The organism is Sphaerochaeta sp. PS (assembly GCF_032144095.1).
In the GTDB taxonomy this organism is placed as follows: domain Bacteria; phylum Spirochaetota; class Spirochaetia; order Sphaerochaetales; family Sphaerochaetaceae; genus Sphaerochaeta.
In genome coordinates this window covers 1-18,913 of record NZ_JAVSNJ010000003.1, presented here as the reverse complement: position 1 = coordinate 18,913, position 18,913 = coordinate 1, and the positions used below count along the sequence as shown (strand labels likewise).

General features: G+C 48.9%; 18 protein-coding genes. 6 read left to right on the top strand and 12 right to left on the bottom strand.

The window, feature by feature from the left end; all coding sequences use genetic code 11:
• Positions 1-14 precede the first annotated feature (14 nt).
• The 11 genes from ROJ03_RS04540 to chvE all read right to left on the bottom strand — a co-directional run bounded on the left by ROJ03_RS04540 (position 15) and on the right by chvE (position 9,993).
• Positions 15-641 (bottom strand): TetR/AcrR family transcriptional regulator, encoded by a 627-nt coding sequence (locus ROJ03_RS04540; RefSeq protein WP_313725810.1) that lies wholly within the window; start codon positions 639-641, stop codon positions 15-17.
• Positions 642-877: 236 nt separating this feature from the next.
• On the bottom strand, positions 878-2,050 hold the full coding sequence (locus ROJ03_RS04535) for an FAD-dependent oxidoreductase (protein WP_313725809.1): 1,173 nt from the start codon (positions 2,048-2,050) through the stop codon (positions 878-880).
• A 32-nt stretch (positions 2,051-2,082) separates the two neighbouring features.
• Entirely contained in the window at positions 2,083-2,463 is a 381-nt protein-coding gene (locus ROJ03_RS04530; RefSeq protein WP_313725808.1) for a DUF488 domain-containing protein, read from the bottom strand.
• 160 nt (positions 2,464-2,623) lie between these two features.
• Positions 2,624-3,115 carry a carboxymuconolactone decarboxylase family protein gene (locus tag ROJ03_RS04525; protein ID WP_313725807.1) on the bottom strand — a complete coding sequence of 164 codons (492 nt, stop codon included), beginning with the start codon at positions 3,113-3,115 and terminating at the stop codon, positions 2,624-2,626.
• 13 nt (positions 3,116-3,128) lie between these two features.
• Positions 3,129-3,641, bottom strand: coding sequence for a 2-amino-4-hydroxy-6-hydroxymethyldihydropteridine diphosphokinase (gene folK, locus ROJ03_RS04520; RefSeq protein ID WP_313725806.1), 513 nt, complete (start codon positions 3,639-3,641; stop codon positions 3,129-3,131).
• Positions 3,638-4,000 carry a dihydroneopterin aldolase gene (locus ROJ03_RS04515; RefSeq protein WP_313725805.1) on the bottom strand — a complete coding sequence of 121 codons (363 nt, stop codon included), beginning with the start codon at positions 3,998-4,000 and terminating at the stop codon, positions 3,638-3,640. Before ROJ03_RS04515 ends, folK begins: the two co-directional genes overlap by 4 nt.
• 12 nt (positions 4,001-4,012) lie before the next feature.
• Positions 4,013-4,714, bottom strand: coding sequence for an SDR family oxidoreductase (locus ROJ03_RS04510; protein WP_313725804.1), 702 nt, complete (start codon positions 4,712-4,714; stop codon positions 4,013-4,015).
• Between the two features lie 13 nt (positions 4,715-4,727).
• Positions 4,728-5,387, bottom strand: coding sequence for a GTP cyclohydrolase I (gene folE, locus ROJ03_RS04505; RefSeq protein ID WP_313725803.1), 660 nt, complete (start codon positions 5,385-5,387; stop codon positions 4,728-4,730).
• 558 nt (positions 5,388-5,945) lie between these two features.
• Entirely contained in the window at positions 5,946-7,130 is a 1,185-nt protein-coding gene (gene mmsB / locus ROJ03_RS04500) for a multiple monosaccharide ABC transporter permease (RefSeq protein ID WP_313725802.1), read from the bottom strand.
• Positions 7,131-7,135: 5 nt separating this feature from the next.
• Positions 7,136-8,674: a multiple monosaccharide ABC transporter ATP-binding protein gene (gene mmsA, locus ROJ03_RS04495; RefSeq protein WP_313725801.1), complete on the bottom strand. Its 1,539-nt coding sequence runs from the start codon at positions 8,672-8,674 to the stop codon at positions 7,136-7,138.
• Between the two features lie 230 nt (positions 8,675-8,904).
• Positions 8,905-9,993: a multiple monosaccharide ABC transporter substrate-binding protein gene (chvE, locus tag ROJ03_RS04490; RefSeq protein ID WP_313725800.1), complete on the bottom strand. Its 1,089-nt coding sequence runs from the start codon at positions 9,991-9,993 to the stop codon at positions 8,905-8,907.
• Between the two features lie 459 nt (positions 9,994-10,452).
• Here chvE and ROJ03_RS04485 point away from each other — a divergent pair, with 459 nt between their 5' ends.
• A complete protein-coding gene (locus ROJ03_RS04485) occupies positions 10,453-11,007 on the top strand; it encodes a hypothetical protein (protein ID WP_313725799.1) in 555 nt (184 codons plus the stop codon).
• Positions 11,008-11,100: 93 nt separating this feature from the next.
• On the opposite strand, the gene ROJ03_RS04480 is transcribed toward ROJ03_RS04485, so the two are convergent.
• Positions 11,101-12,186 (bottom strand): LacI family DNA-binding transcriptional regulator, encoded by a 1,086-nt coding sequence (locus ROJ03_RS04480; RefSeq protein WP_313725798.1) that lies wholly within the window; start codon positions 12,184-12,186, stop codon positions 11,101-11,103.
• Positions 12,187-12,364: 178 nt separating this feature from the next.
• On the opposite strand from ROJ03_RS04480, the gene ROJ03_RS04475 reads away from it, so the two are divergent.
• The 5 genes from ROJ03_RS04475 to ROJ03_RS04455 all read left to right on the top strand — a co-directional run bounded on the left by ROJ03_RS04475 (position 12,365) and on the right by ROJ03_RS04455 (position 18,848).
• Positions 12,365-13,624, top strand: a complete 1,260-nt coding sequence (locus tag ROJ03_RS04475) for an extracellular solute-binding protein (protein WP_313725797.1) — start codon at positions 12,365-12,367, stop codon at positions 13,622-13,624.
• A 65-nt stretch (positions 13,625-13,689) separates the two neighbouring features.
• Positions 13,690-14,580 carry a sugar ABC transporter permease gene (locus ROJ03_RS04470; protein ID WP_313725796.1) on the top strand — a complete coding sequence of 297 codons (891 nt, stop codon included), beginning with the start codon at positions 13,690-13,692 and terminating at the stop codon, positions 14,578-14,580.
• Positions 14,577-15,407 carry a carbohydrate ABC transporter permease gene (locus tag ROJ03_RS04465; RefSeq protein ID WP_313725795.1) on the top strand — a complete coding sequence of 277 codons (831 nt, stop codon included), beginning with the start codon at positions 14,577-14,579 and terminating at the stop codon, positions 15,405-15,407. Before ROJ03_RS04470 ends, ROJ03_RS04465 begins: the two co-directional genes overlap by 4 nt.
• A 14-nt stretch (positions 15,408-15,421) precedes the next feature.
• Positions 15,422-17,737: an alpha-xylosidase gene (gene yicI, locus ROJ03_RS04460; protein ID WP_313725794.1), complete on the top strand. Its 2,316-nt coding sequence runs from the start codon at positions 15,422-15,424 to the stop codon at positions 17,735-17,737.
• 106 nt (positions 17,738-17,843) lie between these two features.
• Entirely contained in the window at positions 17,844-18,848 is a 1,005-nt protein-coding gene (locus ROJ03_RS04455) for an aldo/keto reductase (protein WP_313725793.1), read from the top strand.
• The last annotated feature ends 65 nt before the right edge of the window (positions 18,849-18,913 follow it).

Sequence of the window (18,913 nt, the reverse complement as noted above, 5' to 3'; positions counted from 1 at the left end):
CCACCCTTCTCCTACTATTTTTGAGCCTGCATGAACATCTGCATAAAGGAATCCACAGGGGCATTCACCATCTTTTCGAGAAGGGCGATCAAAGCAGCCATCACCTTCATCTGCGACTCGGCATCCAAGGAAAAAATACCCTCATCAGTCAGGGTGAGGGTTGCTGAGAGGAATATCTGCATATACTCGAGGGGGAATCGGCAAGACCAAATCCCGGCCCTCACTCCCTCCTCAACTACCGTTACCAGGAGAGGAGCCATACCCAGGACAACACTGTTCAGGGTTTTCTGATGCAACAAGACATTTTCGCTCTTGTGCATGTCAGCCAATAGGGCAGAATCGATATGGTCTGTCATCTTCATTGCCATGCATGCGCGCAAGAGCTTCTCTGCAGGGGCAAGGGTATCCATGGAGACCACCTCGTTGGCCCTCGTTAAGAGTAACGCTGTATTCCGTGCCACTATGGTATCCAGCACCTCTTCCTTCGATTTGAAATAATGGTAGAAGGTGCCCTTCGCAATGCCTATTGCCATAAGGATCTCATTGACTGAACACAGTTCATACCCTTTTCGGTAAAACAATGTTTCTGCCGTATCAAGAATCTCGGCCTTTCTTTCATCATACTCTTTGGTTATCCGCATACTACCTCTCCAATATCAATAGACCGACGGTCGGTCTATATATAGAGCAAGAAGAATCTTCTGTCAATACCATAGACAAAAGATCGTAGGAAACGAAAATCCCTACTGAAGGACATTGTACCAATTGCATGCATGACGGCCCCGCCCTTCATCCATGGAGAAAGGGCTCACTGAATCCGAATACAATGGAAAAGTCACAGCGTATGCCCACTACCCAGTTTTCAAGGCACTCTTCCCTACAGCCTGCCTATGAGATCCTTGGGTTTGAATGGACCTGGTTGGGCGAGCAAGGCGGTTGCTGCAGGAACAGTGTCCCACACGTTCCATAAAAGGACACCTCGTACACGTCCGTTTTCGGTATAATAGATTACACCTTTCTTATAGGTGTCCTTCCAGTCCTCCACTATTTCATGGGTAGTGCTCAACGCCCCCACCGCCTCATACCCCAGTTCAAACAGGTCTGAGTAGAACATGGGCGCATGGGTGTAGGCTTCATGGGAGCCGGCCATATTTCGCCCGGCCTGCTTACCCATCTGGATGGCATTGTCCTCATGCTCGAGTCGCACCCGTTTTCCCAGGGCGGTATGATAGAAGTTTGCAACATCACCTGCTGCATAGATGTCAGGGTCCGAAGTTTGTAGCCTTTCATTGACGACAATCCCGTTCTCGATCTTCAGGCCAGCCTGCTGTGCTAGCTCGGTCTTCGGGTGGATGCCAATTCCGGCTACCACACCGTCCACCTCAAACAGCTTCCCTTGTTGTGTCCGGACCGAAACAAGCGTACCGTTTTGTACAAGGCTGGATACAGAATCGCCAGATATGACCTCTACACCCTTCTGCCTATAGTAGTCACCGATGAATTGGGATAGATCGGGGGGATATACTCTTGAGCCGATGCTCGCTTCTGGGAAAACCATGATGACTTTCTTGCCTACCATGGTCAGCGCTGCAGCAATCTCAGTCCCAATGAACCCACCGCCTATCACAAGAAAGGTCTTGCCGCTCTCACTGAGCGAGCGCAGCCGTAGATAATCCTGGAAGCCACGGAAATAGACAATGGCATCCCCACCAAAGGGAAGATGGTTTGCACTCCCCCCTGTTGCCAGAAGCAAGGTGCCGTAGCTATATGTATCGGTCTTGTCATCAAGGATTGTCTTGTCCTTGGCGTTAAGTTGGATAACCTTTCGTCCCAAGATCAAATCCACCCCCAGTTCCTGGGTATTGCACCAGATCTTCTCCAGTGCCTTTCCTTTCCACAAGCCCTTGGAGAGGCTTGGCCTGGAGTAAGGAGGATCAACCTCATGGCTGATCATGCCAATGGAGCCGTTCTTGTCCAGTTCCCTAATGCCACGGGCCGCAGCATCCCCGGTCAACCCACCGCCGATGATCAAATACTTGTACTGTTTCATAGCTATCTCCTTTTGTTTGGTGTTAGCTACCGTTACTTCCTCAACCTCGATTGCTCTTCTGTGATCTGGAGAAGGTTCTCCAGATAGGCCTTCAGCACAACAGCATTGTTGTGTTCGGAATCATGGGCAGCGAATAGCAGGGTCACAGTCCCCTGCCTTGCCGCTGCAAGAAGTGGTTTCCAGGCATCGGGATTACTGTCCAGTTCAATTGTGTAACGGTTCTGGAACTCCTCCCATTTAGCCGGATCGTGTCCAAACCAACCCCTTAGCTCTCCGCTTGGGGAAACATCCTTGAGCCATGCATCCATGACCAGTTTCTCCTTGCTCATCCCACGAGGCCACAGGCGGTCGATCAAGAAACGCTTGCCATCAGCCGCGTCATAGGCTTCATACACATGTTTTATCTTCACCATACATTCCTCCTCGAGCGATTGGGGTTTCTTTCCCCTATTCCTCCCTACCAGCCTAACCAATTGTAATCCAATGGTTTACAGGCAACAACCCTACGCCAAAGGCTTGCTACAAGAAATGCAGGCAGGAGAAGACAAACCAATACCGGAAGCTCCTGGCAAATCATCCCACCCTGGTCACCGGGTGAGAAGGCTTATACGAACCAGCAGGGGTCCTGAAACTTATCGCCAGGCGGTTCCATGCGTTGATGGCTATCACAGCAAGGGTCAGGTCGACCAGCTCCTTCTCGGTAAAATGGGGCTTGACCAGCTCGTAGATCTCGTCGGGGACCTGATGGTCACTAACCTTGGTGACAGCTTCAGTCCATTCGAGGGCTGCCCTTTCGCGGGCGGTATAGAAAGGTGTCTCTCTCCATGCACTCAGCGCGTACAGGCGCTGTTCGCTCTCCCCACGGCTTCGTGCGTCCTTTGTATGCATGTCAATGCAGAATGCACAGCCGTTGATCTGGGATGAACGCAGCTTCACCAGTTCGAGAAGCCCAGGATCCAATCCACAACCTTTGAGGTAGTTCTCCAAGGTGCCGAGGATGGCGACGCCTTCAGGGGAAACTTTCCCATACGCTATACGTGGTTGCACTGCCTTGTTCTTTTCCATATCGATAGCCTCCTTAGTATTGTGGCTGCGAAAATACGGTCGAAAAGGGATAGTCAGAAACATCCGCTCTGACCCAAATACCACTGCTCGCTGCTGCAAGCAAAGCAAAATCCTTGAGATACGCTCCAGTCTCAGACCGGTAGGTTGGCAAAAGCTCCGAAACTGGGAGAGCCAGATGGGCGTACTTCCATAAGGAAGGGTCCAACAACTTTTGGTCGTAGATGATCAGGTCAATATCCAGGGTTCGTGGTGCATTCTTGTCAGATGTACGTACCCTACCCAGTTGGGCTTCCAAAGGGCGTAGCAGATGCAGGCGCAAGGTATCGGCATCCAACGAGGTTGTGGCCAATACTGCGGCATTGAGGAAGTTGGGACCATCCGATCCAACAGCCCTCGATTCCCAGACTGAGGAGGTCTGTATAAGGCATAGGTGCTTCTGCAGCAGGACGATTGCACGGGGGAGGTTGTCCTCAGGCTCAATATTGGAGCCTAACAGCAGGCAGATGCCATGCTCACTCCGTTTCATAGGAAATCCTCTCTGGTCCGCTCAATCTCGACACCTACCGAACTGGAAAACCTCACAGCACCAGGCTTTTCAAGCTGGATCCGTACCTTATGTACCCCTGGGTCATCAAGACAGAGCCGAGCAAGGTCCGCCGCCAATGCTTCTACGGTAAAACGGTGGGCAGACTCTGCGTGTAGCAACAGTTTTTTGGCGATCGTCCGGTAGTTCACACTATCCTGGATGTTGTCACTCTTTCCGGCAGCATGTAGGTCGGCAAACAGCACCACATTGATCATTATCTCCTGGGGTTTCTCGCGCTCCCAATCATTGATGCCGATAATTCCACGGGCTACCAGGTTCCTGATACATACCTGATCCATAGAGCCTCCTCACTATAGCAGGTGACGGCCTCCATCGATGTAGAGAATCTCACCTGTCATGTACGTAGGCCCTGTCAACAGGAAGATCAGGGCCTGATCGACTTCCTCAAGGCTGGCCCACCGTCCTGAAGGGATGTTGGCCAGTATATTCGGATCTTTGTTGCCATCGGTCGGGGGAAGGATGGCACCCAGGGCAAGGGCATTTACCGTAATGTGTGGGGCCAGAGCGGCTGCAAGGGAGGCCGTCAATGAGGCCAGGGCCGACTTGCTGACACTGTAGGGAAGATGGTCGGCACCCGGACGCGACACCCGCCAATCTAGCATGTTGATGATGCGTCCCTGCTCCCCTGGAGGCAGGGCCCTGGCAAACGCCTGGCTGAGCAGGAAGGGGGCTGTCAGGTTGACCATCAGGTGTAAGTTCCAACTTTCAAGGGTGGAGCTTTGCCAGTCAAGCCTTTCAAAGATGGCAGCATTGTTTACCAAAGCAACCAGGGAACCATGCTCCAGGATACGGGCGATGAGGGTATGTACCTGCTCTGGCTGGGCAAGGTCAGCCTGCACCAGGATCGCCTTCCTTCCAAGGGCCTCGATCTCAGAGCCAAGGGCTACGGCTTCTTCGTGGGAGGTCCAGTAATGGATGGCCACATCAAAGCCTGAACGGGCTACTGCCAAGGAGACCGAGCGCCCTATCCGGTGGGCTCCACCGGTGACCAAAACAAACCTCCCCCTATCCATTGCGGGGTAACCCACAGGAGGTAAAGAACTCTGAGCGCAAGGCTGGGTCGTCGTGATAGGCGCCTCGCCAAACAGTGGTCCGGGTCATCGGAACCTCCTCACGAACGCCGCGCATCTCCATACAGAGATGGTGGGCCTCTATGTAGACAGCGACACCGGTGGGATGGACCATCACATCCAACAGGCCTGCTATCTCCTGGCCTATCCTCTCCTGGACAGCAAACCGTTTAGAGAAAAGCCGAACCAACCGGGTAAGTTTGGAGATTCCGATGATGTTCTCATTGGCAATGTAGCCTACATACACCTTTCCATAGAAGGGAAGGGCATGATGCTCGCACAGGGCATAGAAGGGAATCGGCCCCTGGATTATCTGGCTGAGCCTGCAATCGGAATCGCCGTGGCACTCGGTTTCGAAGGCTTTCACAAGCTTGGGGTCCCCGTCATACCCTTCAGTGATATCATACAGTGCCTTGATGAACCGTCGGGGGGTCTCTTCGGTGGATGGGCTGTGCAGATCAAGGCCAAAAGCCGTAAAGATTTCCGCAACATACCCTTCAAACTGGGAAAATTGCTCAGCAGAAACGCTTCGCTTCTGCAGTTTCATCGCTGCAAGGTATTCGCTATCAATCGTATTATCATCATGACTATGCATATGGCCTTCCTTTCTCTTACTCCATGAGTACTCCCAACAAAAAGAGGGAACCTACAGGGCCGGAGGATTGAACGGGTTAAGAGTTATTGGTTCTTTGTCCAAGCAGGCGCTTTTTTATCTGTACTGCCATTGGTTCCCTCCGCCAAAATATGTATATATACTTATATATGCATGCATTCATGTATAGAAGCAACCCTCTCCCCTGTCAATAGCAAACAAGGGCTAAATCAACAAATACATTTTTTGGAGGTTTTTGAGCAACTATCTGTTGATACAACAGTTATCATGAATCATATATTGCACAACATAATGGAGATATCCTTTTGTGGCATATCCTGTACAAAAGCAGGTACTCCTTTCGATTACTGCTTTTGGCAACTCTTTTCCAAAATAGACCATAGCGTAACACCTTGCTTCAGGATCTTGTGAAGGGCCCAGTATCATATGTGATCTGAGACCTTACCGCATCCCCTAGCTAAACAGACTGGAACAAAAAGGGAGGAGACCGGGGAAATAGGCAAGGACAGTATGTCCTTGCCTATAGATACCTACCCGAGCCTAATGGCTCTTTACCTGCTTCTTGGACACTACGTCAAAGACAACGGCTATCAGCAGGACAAGGCCCTTGACCGCTTTCTGCCAGTTGGAGTCGATGCCAAGGATGGACATACCATTGTTGAGGACACCCATGAAGATGGCTCCAATGACAGCCCCACCTACGGTCCCTATTCCACCATAGGCTGAGGCGCCTCCGATGAAACACGATCCAATGGCATCGAGCTCATAGTTCTGCCCTGCTGTAGGAGCCGCCGAGTTAAAGCGGGCAACACAGACAAGGGCGGCTACTGCGGAGAGGAAACCCATGTTCAGGTAGACCGAGAATAGGACCCTGTTCGTATCGATTCCCGAGAGTTTCGCAGCCTTCTCATTTCCTCCAAAAGCATAGAGATGACGGCCAGGAACCGTCCTGGAGGTATAGAAGCTATAGACGAACACTACAATTGCGGCCAAAACAAGCACTACAGGAATACCTTTGTGTTTGCCAAGGAGAAAGGACATGGTTAGGACAACAACAGGGATTATGACGCTTTTCGCGACCATGAATACCAAGGGTTCAACTTCATACTGTTTTGCCTGTTTCTTTTTTCTGTCTATGATACGCAGGATCACAAAGATCAGACTGGCCAATATCCCCACTACCATGGTGACGGTAAAGACGGTGGAGGAATCAACCTCGCCGCCGGGGATGAAACTGGTGAAGTACTGGAGGTAGTTGCTGGGAAACGGGGAGATTGTAAGGCCATTGAGAATAAGCAGAGCCACACCCCTCCAAAGAAGCATTCCTGCAAGGGTAACAATAAACGGGGGGATACGGACATAGGCAATCCAAAACCCCTGCCATGCACCGATGGCAATACCTGAGAGCAGGCAGAACACTATGGCAAGATAGATGTTCATGTGCATGTTCACGATCAGCGTCCCGGCAACAGCCCCGACCACCGCGACAATGGACCCTACGGAGAGGTCGATGTTTCCTCCGGTGAGGATACAGAGCAACATACCGGTTGCCAGGATGACTACATAGGAGTTCTGGTTGATCAGATTGGAAATATTGGCGGGTGCAAACAAGGACCCCCTGCCAGAGGTGGTGATCATGATCTGGAACAAGATCATGACTGCAAACAGGGCAATCAACATGGTATTTTTCTTCAATGCATTGGCAACGTTAGACTTTGGGGCCATCTTCCTTACTCTCCTTTTCCTGATTTCATGATTGCGAACATAATAGCCTCTTGGGAGGCAGTCTCACGTGGGAACTCCCCGACAATCTTTCCTTCATTCATTACATAGATGCGATCACACATACCCAGGATCTCGGGCATCTCGGATGAAATCATGAGTACAGATTTCCCCTCCGCCACAAGGCCATTGATGATGCAGTAAATTTCATATTTTGCCCCAACATCAATACCCCGGGTTGGTTCGTCGAGGATCAGCACGTCAGGGTCTGCAAACATCCACTTGCTGAGCAAAATCTTCTGCTGGTTCCCACCAGAAAGGTTTGAGACCAACTGGGAAACGCTTGAGCATTTTGTGGAGAGCTTCTCCGTATATTCAACTGCGTATTTCTGTTCCAGGTCAGTATCAAGGACCTCATGGCTGCTGACTTTCTCAAGCTTGGAAAGTGTGGTGTTTTCCCGAATCGGATTGCTGAGGATCAACCCATTTCCCTTGCGGTCCTCCGTTACATAGGCCAAGTGGTGCTCAATGGCATCCTTCACACTATTGAGTACCACTTCCTTGCCATTGAGAAAGAGTGAACCAGAAATATTGGTACCATAGCTTTTCCCAAAGACACTCATGGCAAATTCCGTCCGTCCAGCACCCATCAAGCCGCTGATGCCGACAACCTCGCCCCTGCGGATGGTAATGTTGATATCATCACAGATCTTCCGTCCCTGATAGATCGGATGGAATGCTGTCCAATGTTTCGTCTCAAAGCAGACCTCCCCAATATGGGGTTCCCGTTTCGGGAAACGGTCGGTAAGGCTTCTTCCCACCATGCTCTTGATGATCTCATCCTCACTAAAGCTTCCCCCGTTGTTCTTCTCGAGGGTCTTGATGACAGCTCCATCACGAAGGATGGTGATGCGGTCTGAGACATAGGAGACCTCGTTGATCTTGTGGGAGATGATGATGCTTGTCATTCCGTTGCGCTTGAAGCCCAACAAAAGGTCCAGGAGCTTTCTGGAGTCAGTCTCGTTCAAGGAAGCGGTAGGCTCATCGAGAATCAGCAACCGCACATTCTTGGAAAGCGCCTTGGCAATCTCGACCAGCTGTTGCTTTCCCACGCTGATGTCCTTGATGAGTGTCCTCGAGGATTCCTTCAACCCTACCATCTTGAGCAACTCATCGGCTTTTGCGTAGGTCTTGTCCCAGTCAATGAGCGTATGCTTTGCAATCTCATTGCCGAGGAACATATTCTCTCCAATCGAGAGATAGGGAACCAAAGCAAGCTCCTGATGGATGATCGAGATCCCTTGGCTCTCACTGTCCCTGATCCTATGGAACTCACACACCTTGCCGTCATAGATGATATCACCTTCATAGGTGCCGAATTGGTAGATTCCGCTGAGGACATTCATCAGGGTAGATTTTCCTGCCCCGTTCTCCCCTACCAGTGCGTGTATCTCCCCTTCGGTAATATCCAAATTCACATGACTCAGTGCTATGACACCAGGAAAAACCTTGGTGATGTCTCTCATCTCCAATAGTGTTTTGGACACAGATACCCTCCTTAAGAAATTGCGAGCCAAAGACATCAGGACTTCAGCTACTCACACCATCACATGCGGTAAGGGACGGTGTAATTGAATTGCATATAAAACCTTACATGTAACATTGTATCACCATTTATACGCCAGTTGGTGGGATACTTTGACTCTTTCAAGCTGGTCTTGGCTTGGTATACAGAAAAGAGGCGGCAACTGCCGCCTCCCTTCACAACAGAAACCAATTAGATCTTGAGGTCTGCTTCTTTGTAGTATCCACTGTCGATCAACAGTTCCTTGTAGTTATCAACTGTCGCAAATACTGGGTCACAAAGGTACGAAGGAACAACTCCGGTACCATTGTTGTAGGTCTTCGTATCATTGACTTCAACGGCTGTTCCCTTCAGGATCGAGTTGACCATACCCACTACCTTGGAGGCAAGAGTTCTGGTGTCCTTGAAAATTGACATGCTCTGGATGCCCTGCAACATGTTCTTTACAGCTGGCTTGTCACAGTCCTGTCCTGTCAAGATTGGGAAGTTGCTCTTGGTGTAACCTGCAGCAACCAATGCGTTGGTGATGCCGTTTGCAACAGAGTCATTGGAAGAGAGTACTGCATCAAGCTTCACACCCTTAGGTCCGTAGCCGTTGGCGGTAACAAGGTTTTCCATTCTCTTCTGGGCTTCTTCAGTTGACCAGTTGGGAGTTGCACACTGTGCGAGAGTTGTCTGACCTGATTTCACAACGAGCTTGCCGCTGTCGATATAAGGCTTGAGAATGGACATTGCCCCACCGAAGAAGAAGTTGACGTTGTTGTCATCGGAGGAACCGGTGAACAGTTCGATATTGAATGGGCCCTTGGCATGTTCAAGATCGAGTGCATCACGAATGAATCCACCCTGGATTGTTCCAACCTTGTAGTTGTCGAAGGTTGCATAATAGGTAACTGCGTTACTGTTCATGATCAGGCGGTCATAGGCAATGACGGGAATGTTCTTTTCCTTGGCACTCTTGAGCACTTCGGTCAAAGCAGAACCATCAATGGATGCAATAACCAAAACCCTGCAATTTCCCATGATCATGTTTTCAAGCTGGGCAACCTGGGTCGGGATATCATTGTCACCTGCAAACTGCAGATCAACCTTGTACCCTGCGGCCTCAAGCTGGCTCTTCATGTTAGCACCATCCTGGTTCCAGCGCTGTAGGCTTTGAGTCGGCATGGATACACCAATTTTGGCGACATCGCTAGCTGCGCCAGCTTCCTTGCTGCCCTGTGCATACACAAAAGCAACAGCCATCAAAAGCACCAACAAAATTGTCAATGTTCTCTTCATCTTCAAACTCCTCCGTTTATATTTCGTTCATGTACACGAAACTACCATGCAACGGCCACTGATGGATGTACAAATTATGCACCTATTTTGTTATGTCCCAGTACATTCTCCCGATGGTCTTTAGTATACTCCCATCTCCCACATTTTGATAAAAACTATGTATACTATCAGCCAAGCTGGTTCCTCCATATTTTTATACGGACGAATCTACTCTTAGTGTGATGATACTTCCCATTTGGGGTGTGCATCACTAGCCAAATGCCTAGACTTGCCCTAGGACGTTTGTCCTAGGGACAACAGAAAAACCTCAAAAAAACAAGGAAAAACACAGAAAATCCCCATTGAGCAGGTAAGCCCATCATTTTCCATTGCTGGATATCCGTTACCACATCTTGCCAAAGGAGGCAAACGATAGGGGAAGACCTTGTTCTTGTACTAGTATCAAATTATACTTTGCACATGAAAAACCACCCCCACCTACTGCTCACTATGGGATTGCTCTTGGCCTTCATTGGTAGCGTGCCCCTTCATGCAGAAACCAGCACCTACCAAAAGTACCCGTATGGAATAGGAATGCAACTAGGCCCCTCTATTTGGGGTCTCTCGTACCACCAGCGTTTTGGGGAGAATGCATTGCAAGGGGTTGTGGGCATCACCTATGACCCAGACCACATGTATGAGTCGGTATTGGCCTATACGGTCTCGTTTGATTACCAAAGGACCATATATGGCAATGATTTTGACAAATTCATAGGAGGCCAACTCTACGCGAGTCTTTCATTGGCCCATACAGGGGAGATCCCCTATGATTCTGATTCACAGACAGCAGACCCCTATGTTGCCAAGATCATTGTGGGAGCAGGCTTTGGAGTCGAAATACTCTTTTTCCAAAACTTCTCGCTCCCCATCGAATTCATCTACAATCTTTACTACATCCCTACGGCAAGTAACCTGCATGATGCCTTTGGCATTGACCTGGTTCCCAAAATAGGACTTCGGTACAGATTCAACTAACACTCTCCTATCCTAGTTCCAGCAAGCTCATCCCTACGAGCCACAACCTTTCTTATTGGAGATTGCCGACGGTGCACATCTTCCAATCATCCATCAGTAAATCTTGAAAAGGGTTGAATTCAGGATATCTATGTTCTCAGAAAGAACCAGGTTATGGGCAATTTCAATATCTTGCAAAGGTATGGTTATTTTTGCTTCTACAATTTCTTCCAATGTCTTTACCGCATAATACCCCTGCAAGGCTGGATTTTGGTATACAGCAGCCGTGAGGGTTCCATCTTGCAGGTATGCTGAAATATTTGCATCGATATCATGGAGGATGGTGACGACATTCCGATACCCCGTTGCCTTAAGTGCCTTAAGGAACATGGTATTAAAAGCAGGGATAAGGTATACGGCTTCAACTGAACCATGATAGGAACGGAGGATCTGTTCAAGTTCTGTTGTCTCTTCCTGCTTATTGAGCGTGGCTGAAAAATGTACCACCTCATACGTTACCATAGGATATTTGGTTTCCATCACGCTCCTAAACCCTGCCAACCGCTCAACATTTATGTCGGGAGTTTGGGAATAGATCTTTTCATGCTCATCCACCAGCAAAACAAGTACTCTTTTTTGAGTTGCGAACCGCAGTGTACTACCGATGAAATCAGCAACCAGAGCCCCTCCAGATCCATAGTTTGAACCAATGTACCTGAGCCTTCCGCTTTTTGGAGCATCAGAATTAAATGTTATATAGGGGATGTTTGCTTCTTTGATGGTGTTGATGATCCTTTTCATATCGTACTTCCGCTGGTTTACAAACCCAACCGCAGCCAAGCCGATTTGTATTTCCTCCTTGATGAGGCGGATATACCCTTCAGTATCGTGTTCTGCAACATTGTGGTAGCTAACAACATAATCAAAAGGAACAATCTGTTCACCTGCGATATCGATACCCTTACGGATATCGTCCCAGAAGTAGGTTGGAAGGGTTGAGGAAAATAGGGCAAGACGCTGGATCTTATTTCTTACAAGGACCTGCGAGGCCTTGTGGGGCACATAATTTTTCTCTTTGGCATAGGCGAGCACCCTTTCCTTTAAGGCTGCAGAGACATACCCTGTCCCATTCAATGCCCGTGAAACTGTCAACAATGAGATACCTAACTCTTTTGCAATATCTTTTTGTGTTGTCCGCATGCCTCTTCCTTTGTCTTCCAATGTCGTAATCTAATTCGAATCTCCCTATAATTCAATATTACGGGTCGGGAAAATCAAAGTATGAAAATCATAAATTGACAACCGCCATTTTGTATGTTATACGTATAACATATATTGGTAAGATTGTGTAGTCTCTACACATTTAAGGAGGTCTTACATGAAAAAGGCATTATTGGTACTGAGCGTCATGCTTCTCTTAGTTCCACCTCTGTTTTCAAATGGAGCCAAGGAAACAAGCACCACAAAACCCGTTACTCTGGATGTAATGTTCTATAGCCCAGAACTATCTGAACAATATGATGATATGGTATCAGCATATTTTAAGGAGACTGGAGTCAAACTGGAAATTACAGTTCTACAGACAGACTACCGGTCTGTCCTGACAAGCCGAATCAACACAGGCGATGTCCCTGATGTATTCATGAGCAGCGCCTACGCTGACAACTCAACATACAAGGACTATGTGTATGATCTGACCAACGAGTCATTCATCTCCCAGATCGAACCCTCTGCCCTGCAAGGGGTGACTGTCAATGGAAGAGTGCTAGGCTATCCGTTCCTGGTGCAATCACACTCATTTATCTACAACAAAAAAGTGTTTAAAGATGCAGGTATCACTGTATTGCCAAAGACTTTGAAAGAATTTGAGGATGTTGCCAAGAAACTGCAGGCAAAAGGCATCCAGCCCTTTGCTACAGGATTCAAGGAGTTCTGGGTACTGCCACAAACCGCTTGGCAAGCACTCGCCCCTTCAATCGGGAACTATGGTGGGTATGAGAAATTTGTTGCCAGCCTAAACGATGGGTCCCTGAAATTCAAGGATATCAAGGAGATGAGCCAGGTTTTCGACTTGCTGGACCTCATCAAAGCCTACGGCGGACCAAAACCCAATGAGTCTGACTTCAATGACCAGACATCGTCTCTTGCAACCGGTAAGGTCGGTATCATCCATCAGGGAAACTGGGCGGAAGATACAATCCGCAAGACAAACCCTGAGGTTGAGATTGGATTTTTGGTAGGACCTGCCGGCCAAAATGCCGCAGCTGCGGGAATCATGTTTGACTCCAACCAAACCATCAGGATTGCCAAGGATGGGAAAAACCTATCTGCAGCACTTGATTGGCTAAAATGGCTCACAACAAGTGAATATGGAAAGAATTGGATCCCTACCAAGATCAAGCAGATGTCCCCTATCAAGGGAGCAGGTGCACCTGACTCACAGATAGCTGTCGAGACAGTAGGACAACTTGGTGCAGGTGTTCCTGGATATCCATGGTTCTACCAGATGTGGCCTACTGGAACCGAACAGCAGCTTGGCTCAATTCTGCAAGGCTATTGTGCAGGCCAAACCAATAGGGCCCAGACACTGGATGCACTTGACGCCGCCTATTCCAAAATTGCAAAAGCTTTACAGTAAACACTCTGGCAACGCTTGAAACAACCGGAGAACATTCAGTTCTCCGGTTTTAGGAATTCAAAATTATGACAAGTCTCTCCAAAAAGAAACTGAATAAGGCGGGAGTATTTATAGGATTCACCCTTCCTGCTTTCCTGGCAATCCTCTTATCTGTTGAACTGCCATTTCTCATGAGCATCCTGTATTCATTCACCAAATGGAATGGCCTCGACAAGGTGCCGGTATTCATCGGTTTTGCAAACTACATCGAAGCACTGACGGATGATCCTGCGATGCTTAAAGCCTTGTGGTTCACCATTACGCTTACCTTCTTCACGGTGATAATCACCAACGTATTGGCGCTATTGCTTGCGGTTATCCTTGATAGTGACATTGCAGGAAAAAATTTCCTTAGGGCGGCATTCTACGTACCCAATATCATAAGCCTGATAATCATTGGCTACATTTGGCGCTTCATCTATGGCAATGCCTTTGATTCCTTCTTTGCAGCGACAGGGTTGCCAGTGTTCATGCTCAGCTGGCTTGGCGATACCCATTTGGTCCTATTCAGTGTCGTGATCGTCTCAGTGTGGCATTCTCTTGGGTTCTATCTCGTCGTCTACATTGCTGGACTACAGACAGTACCCAAAGACCTTATTGAAGCTTCCATGATAGATGGTGCCAATCCATTTGCCAGGTTTTTCAAGATCACCCTTCCGATAATAATGCCCTCAGTTACCGTAGCAGTATTTCACTCCCTTTCCAATGGGCTGAAAGCGTTTGATGTAATATTCAGCCTCACCAGTGGTGGGCCTGGCAGTGCCACCACCACGATTGCACTGGACATCTATCGCACGGCCTTTGTCATCAACCGGTTTGGCTATGGCACTGCAAAATCGGTAATCCTCTTCCTGTTGATTTTGGTACTGACATTTTTCCAGGTAAGAATGTTCAAGCAGATGGAGGTGGAGGTATGAAAAAGAGAACACCAGCATCTCTTGCATTGACTGCCGTCACGGCCTTGATCGCAATCCTGTACCTCTACCCGCTTTTTCTTGTGATCATCAACTCATTCAAGACATTCAGCGAAATAACGTCAAACGTGATATCCCTGCCCTCATCCTTGAACCTCAGCAATTTTGTCAAAGCATTTGCCATCATGCAATATCCCCGTTACTTCCTAAACACGTTTATTGCTACAAGCATCGGGGTCGTTGGGGTTGTGACCTTGAGCTCTCTTGCAGGGTTCAAGCTCTCCAGGACAAAGACCCGCTACAGTTGGGTGGTGTTCATGGTCATGATTGCACCAATGATGATCCCATTCCATTCATTTATGATAGCCCTTGTCAAAATTGCCAAATCACTCTCCTTGACCGGTTCCCCAATAGGGTTGGGCGTTCTGTATTGGGGTCTCGGCACCCCCCTTGCCTTATTCCTGTACCATGGATTTGTCAAATCGGTTCCCCAGGAACTGGATGATTGCGCACTCATTGACGGAGCCTCCCCTATTCGAGCTTTCGCTCAGGTCATCTTCCCCTTGTTGCAGCCGGTGACCGTTTCGGTAATTGTCATCAATGCCATGTGGATGTGGAACGACTTTCTCCTGCCTCTCCTGGTCCTCAGTGGCTCGAAAAAGGCTCTTACCTTACAGTTGGCAACCTATAATTTCTTTGGGATGTATAAGATCGATTGGAATTTTGCGATGGCCGGTGTCTTGCTTACCCTTGCTCCAGCTATCCTGTTATACCTGAGTCTGCAAAAACACATTATAAAAGGGATGACTGCAGGTGCAGTCAAAACCTGATTGGAGAATACACAATGAAATTCAGAGATGGGTACTGGGGCATACAAAAAGGGACTTCCCTGATAAACCGAGCAGAAACTCGGGACATCAAGATGACAGATGCTCAGATTACCGTATATTCGAGCATGAAGAAAACACTGCACCGTGGCGATACGCTTAATGCACCCTTGATCACTACGGAATTTTCTTCCCCTGCCAAGGACGTACTACACGTTACCTCCTATAGGTTCAAAGGCCGTCGCCCAACAGGCCCTGCTTTCTCCATCCATAACGATGGGTCCACAACCCCTGTGACCAAGGAAACTGCTGCTTCCCTTGAATTGGAACATGGGGACCTACGGGTAGCAGTCGGAAAAGGCTCCACCGGTGAAATGGCTTTTTTCAGGGGAGACAAAAAACTTACCTCAATTGTGCAAAGGCTCTCCGGCCATATAACCAGGTCAGATGGGAGTGTCTACATGAGTGAGCACCTATCCTTGGGGGTTGGTGAAACCATCTATGGCCTGGGCGAACGGTTTACAGCTTTTGTCAAGAACGGACAGGCCGTCGATATCTGGAATGAGGATGGCGGAACCAGCAGCGAACAGGCATATAAGAACATCCCTTTTTACCTGAGCAGCGCTGGATATGGGGTTTTCATAGCAGACCCGGGGAAGGTGTCGATAGAAGTTGCATCCGAGGTTGTCACCACAGTACAGTTTTCGGTTCCTGGAGAAATACTGGAGTATTACATCATATCAGGAGAAACCTTGAAAGAGGTGCTGGTAAACTATACCAGCCTTACGGGCAAGCCCGCTCTCCCTCCACCTTGGTCCTTTGGGTTATGGCTTACAACCTCTTTTACCACCGACTATGATGAAAAAACCGTCAATTCCTTTGTGGATGGCATGCAGGAACGGAAGATCCCCTTGCACGTATTTCATTTCGACTGTTTCTGGATGAAAGAATACCAGTGGGTTGATTTCACGTGGGACGAAGACAAGTTCCCTGACCCGGTTGGCATGCTATCCCGCCTCAAGGCAAAGGGGCTGCACATCTGTGTTTGGATCAACCCCTATATCGCCCAGAAATCCAGGTTGTTTGATGAAGGGATGAAAAACGGGTATCTGGTCCTTACACCGGAGGGCAATGTTTGGCAGTGGGACAGATGGCAAGCAGGGATGGCCCTTGTTGACTTTACCAATCCCCAGGCTGTTTCATGGTACCAGGCGAAATTACAGGTGCTGCTCGATATGGGCGTCGATACCTTCAAGACAGATTTTGGTGAAAGGATTCCAACCAATGTTGTCTATTATGACCATTCAGATGCAATCAAGATGCATAACTACTATACCCAACTGTATAACCAGTCGGTATTCGAGCTCCTTGAAAAGGCGAGAGGCAAACATGAAGCAGTCGTATTTGCACGATCGGCAACGGCAGGAGGGCAACAATTCCCAGTTCACTGGGGTGGCGATTGCTCTGCAACCTATGAATCAATGGCAGAAAGCTTGAGAGGAGGGCTTTCCCTATCGTGTTCAGGATTCGGGTTCTGGAGCCATGATATCGGGGGATTCGAACTGACGGCAACGCCTGACCTGTTTAAGCGATGGGTAGCTTTTGGGCTCCTCTCCTCGCACAGCCGTCTCCATGGCAATGAATCATATAGGGTACCTTGGAATTATGATGAGGAGGCGAGCTTGGTACTCAAGCATTATGTTGAACTGAAATCTTCCCTCATGCCCTATATTTTTGCCCAATCCTGCATCACCCATCAAACAGGAATTCCTTTGATGAGGCCTATGATACTTGAATTTTCCGATGACCCTTCCTGTCCCTATGTCGACCGTCAGTATATGTTGGGGGATACCTTGTTGGTCGCCCCGATATTCTCGAATACAGGAGAGGTATCCTACTACCTACCTCAAGGGCGATGGACCAATTTCCTGACTGGAGAACCAGTCAATGGAGGGAAATGGGTACGGGAAAGACATGGGTACTTTACCCTTCCTCTCATGGTAAGGGAAAATAGTGTTCTGGCCGTTGGCTCCAACAACCAAAGGCCCGATTATGACTACGCTGACGGGGTCACGTTCCACGTATTCACCCTCAATTCAGTTGCTTCTTCACAGGTCTTCAATGCTCAAGGCGAAGTAGATGCATCCTTCACGATAGAAAAAACAGAGCGAGGGTATAGCGTCCGTTATACAGGAACCAGGAAGCCTTGGAACATACTGTTCCGATCCCTATCCACCATAGAGAGCACAAGTGCTGGAACCTTTTCTGCCACTACCAACGGGATCCTTGTCGCAATCCCAAAAGGGAGTACGGCAATAGAAATTATTGAATAATGCCAAAGCACCTCTTCCACCGCAAAACAGGTGGAGGAGGTGTCGTCGCATTCTGGAAAAGATTCCCACTATTCAGAATTCATTTTGTAGTATACTACCCCCACCTATGCAGACAAGGAGCAACACGATGGGACAGATGCACTACAAGACACTAGGAAAAACAGGGATACAGGTATCAGAGCTCTGTTTTGGGACCATGTCCTTTGGAGGGAGGGCTGACAAGACTACTTCCAAGGAGATGTATCAGCAGTGCCGAGACGCAGGCATCAACTTCTTCGACTGTGCCAATGTCTACCAGAAAGGGGTTGCAGAGGAGTATCTGGGCGAGTTCATCCAGGAGGAGAGGCACAATGTGGTCATCACCTCGAAAGGGGGCTCTCTCATGGCCGATGGCCCGAATGGGAGAGGAAGTTCACGCAAGCACCTGACCCAATCCCTACATGACAGCCTCAGAAGGTTGAGGACCGACTACCTGGATGTCTACTTCATCCACCATTACGATCCTCTTACCCCCATGGAGGAGGTGCTCAGGACCCTCGACGACTTCATCTCCCAAGGGAAAGTGCTCTCAGTGGGTGTCAGCAACTTTGCTGCCTGGCAGGTTGCCCGCATGCTGGGCATCGGGGAGCTCAAGGGCCTCACCTCCATCCATTGCCTCCAACCCATGTACAACATTGCAAAACGGCAGTCAGAGGTTGAACTGCTCCCTCTTGCCAAGGCGGAGAACCTTGGGGTATTCAGCTACAGCCCGCTGGGAGGAGGATTGTTGACAGGCCGTTATGGATCGGACATCAAAGCCTCTGCTGGACGCCTGGTCGAGAACAAGACCTACCAGAAACGATATGATGGCGAATTTTACCTGCACCTGGCTACAGAGTTCACACGCCTGGCCAAGGAACGTGGAGTAGAACCTGCTAGCCTGGCGGTAGCCTGGGTAGCGTCAAATCCTGCCATTACGGCTCCAATCCTGGGAGCGGCAAATCCAAGCCAGCTACAATCCTCTCTTGCATCAATAGACATTACGATCGACGAGCAACTGAAGGCAGAAATAGATACAATTAGCCCCCCACCTCCACCTGCAACTGACAGAAGCGAGGAAACCAGGGCCTGATACAACAATACAACCCATTCCATACGGGACTATACCGTTTCCATGTTGTTTTGGTGAATAATTTT

Bases quoted from the DNA above. Each gene is read 5' to 3' on its own strand.
- ROJ03_RS04540 (WP_313725810.1), bottom strand. From the start codon at position 641: ATGCGGATAACCAAAGAGTATGATGAAAGAAAGGCCGAGATTCTTGAT.
- ROJ03_RS04535 (WP_313725809.1), bottom strand. From the start codon at position 2,050: ATGAAACAGTACAAGTATTTGATCATCGGCGGTGGGTTGACCGGGGAT.
- ROJ03_RS04530 (WP_313725808.1), bottom strand. From the start codon at position 2,463: ATGGTGAAGATAAAACATGTGTATGAAGCCTATGACGCGGCTGATGGC.
- ROJ03_RS04525 (WP_313725807.1), bottom strand. From the start codon at position 3,115: ATGGAAAAGAACAAGGCAGTGCAACCACGTATAGCGTATGGGAAAGTT.
- folK (WP_313725806.1), bottom strand. From the start codon at position 3,641: ATGAAACGGAGTGAGCATGGCATCTGCCTGCTGTTAGGCTCCAATATT.
- ROJ03_RS04515 (WP_313725805.1), bottom strand. From the start codon at position 4,000: ATGGATCAGGTATGTATCAGGAACCTGGTAGCCCGTGGAATTATCGGC.
- folE (WP_313725803.1), bottom strand. From the start codon at position 5,387: ATGCATAGTCATGATGATAATACGATTGATAGCGAATACCTTGCAGCG.
- mmsB (WP_313725802.1), bottom strand. From the start codon at position 7,130: ATGGCCCCAAAGTCTAACGTTGCCAATGCATTGAAGAAAAATACCATG.
- chvE (WP_313725800.1), bottom strand. From the start codon at position 9,993: ATGAAGAGAACATTGACAATTTTGTTGGTGCTTTTGATGGCTGTTGCT.
- ROJ03_RS04485 (WP_313725799.1), top strand. From the start codon at position 10,453: ATGAAAAACCACCCCCACCTACTGCTCACTATGGGATTGCTCTTGGCC.
- ROJ03_RS04480 (WP_313725798.1), bottom strand. From the start codon at position 12,186: ATGCGGACAACACAAAAAGATATTGCAAAAGAGTTAGGTATCTCATTG.
- ROJ03_RS04475 (WP_313725797.1), top strand. From the start codon at position 12,365: ATGAAAAAGGCATTATTGGTACTGAGCGTCATGCTTCTCTTAGTTCCA.
- ROJ03_RS04470 (WP_313725796.1), top strand. From the start codon at position 13,690: ATGACAAGTCTCTCCAAAAAGAAACTGAATAAGGCGGGAGTATTTATA.
- ROJ03_RS04465 (WP_313725795.1), top strand. From the start codon at position 14,577: ATGAAAAAGAGAACACCAGCATCTCTTGCATTGACTGCCGTCACGGCC.
- yicI (WP_313725794.1), top strand. From the start codon at position 15,422: ATGAAATTCAGAGATGGGTACTGGGGCATACAAAAAGGGACTTCCCTG.
- ROJ03_RS04455 (WP_313725793.1), top strand. From the start codon at position 17,844: ATGCAGACAAGGAGCAACACGATGGGACAGATGCACTACAAGACACTA.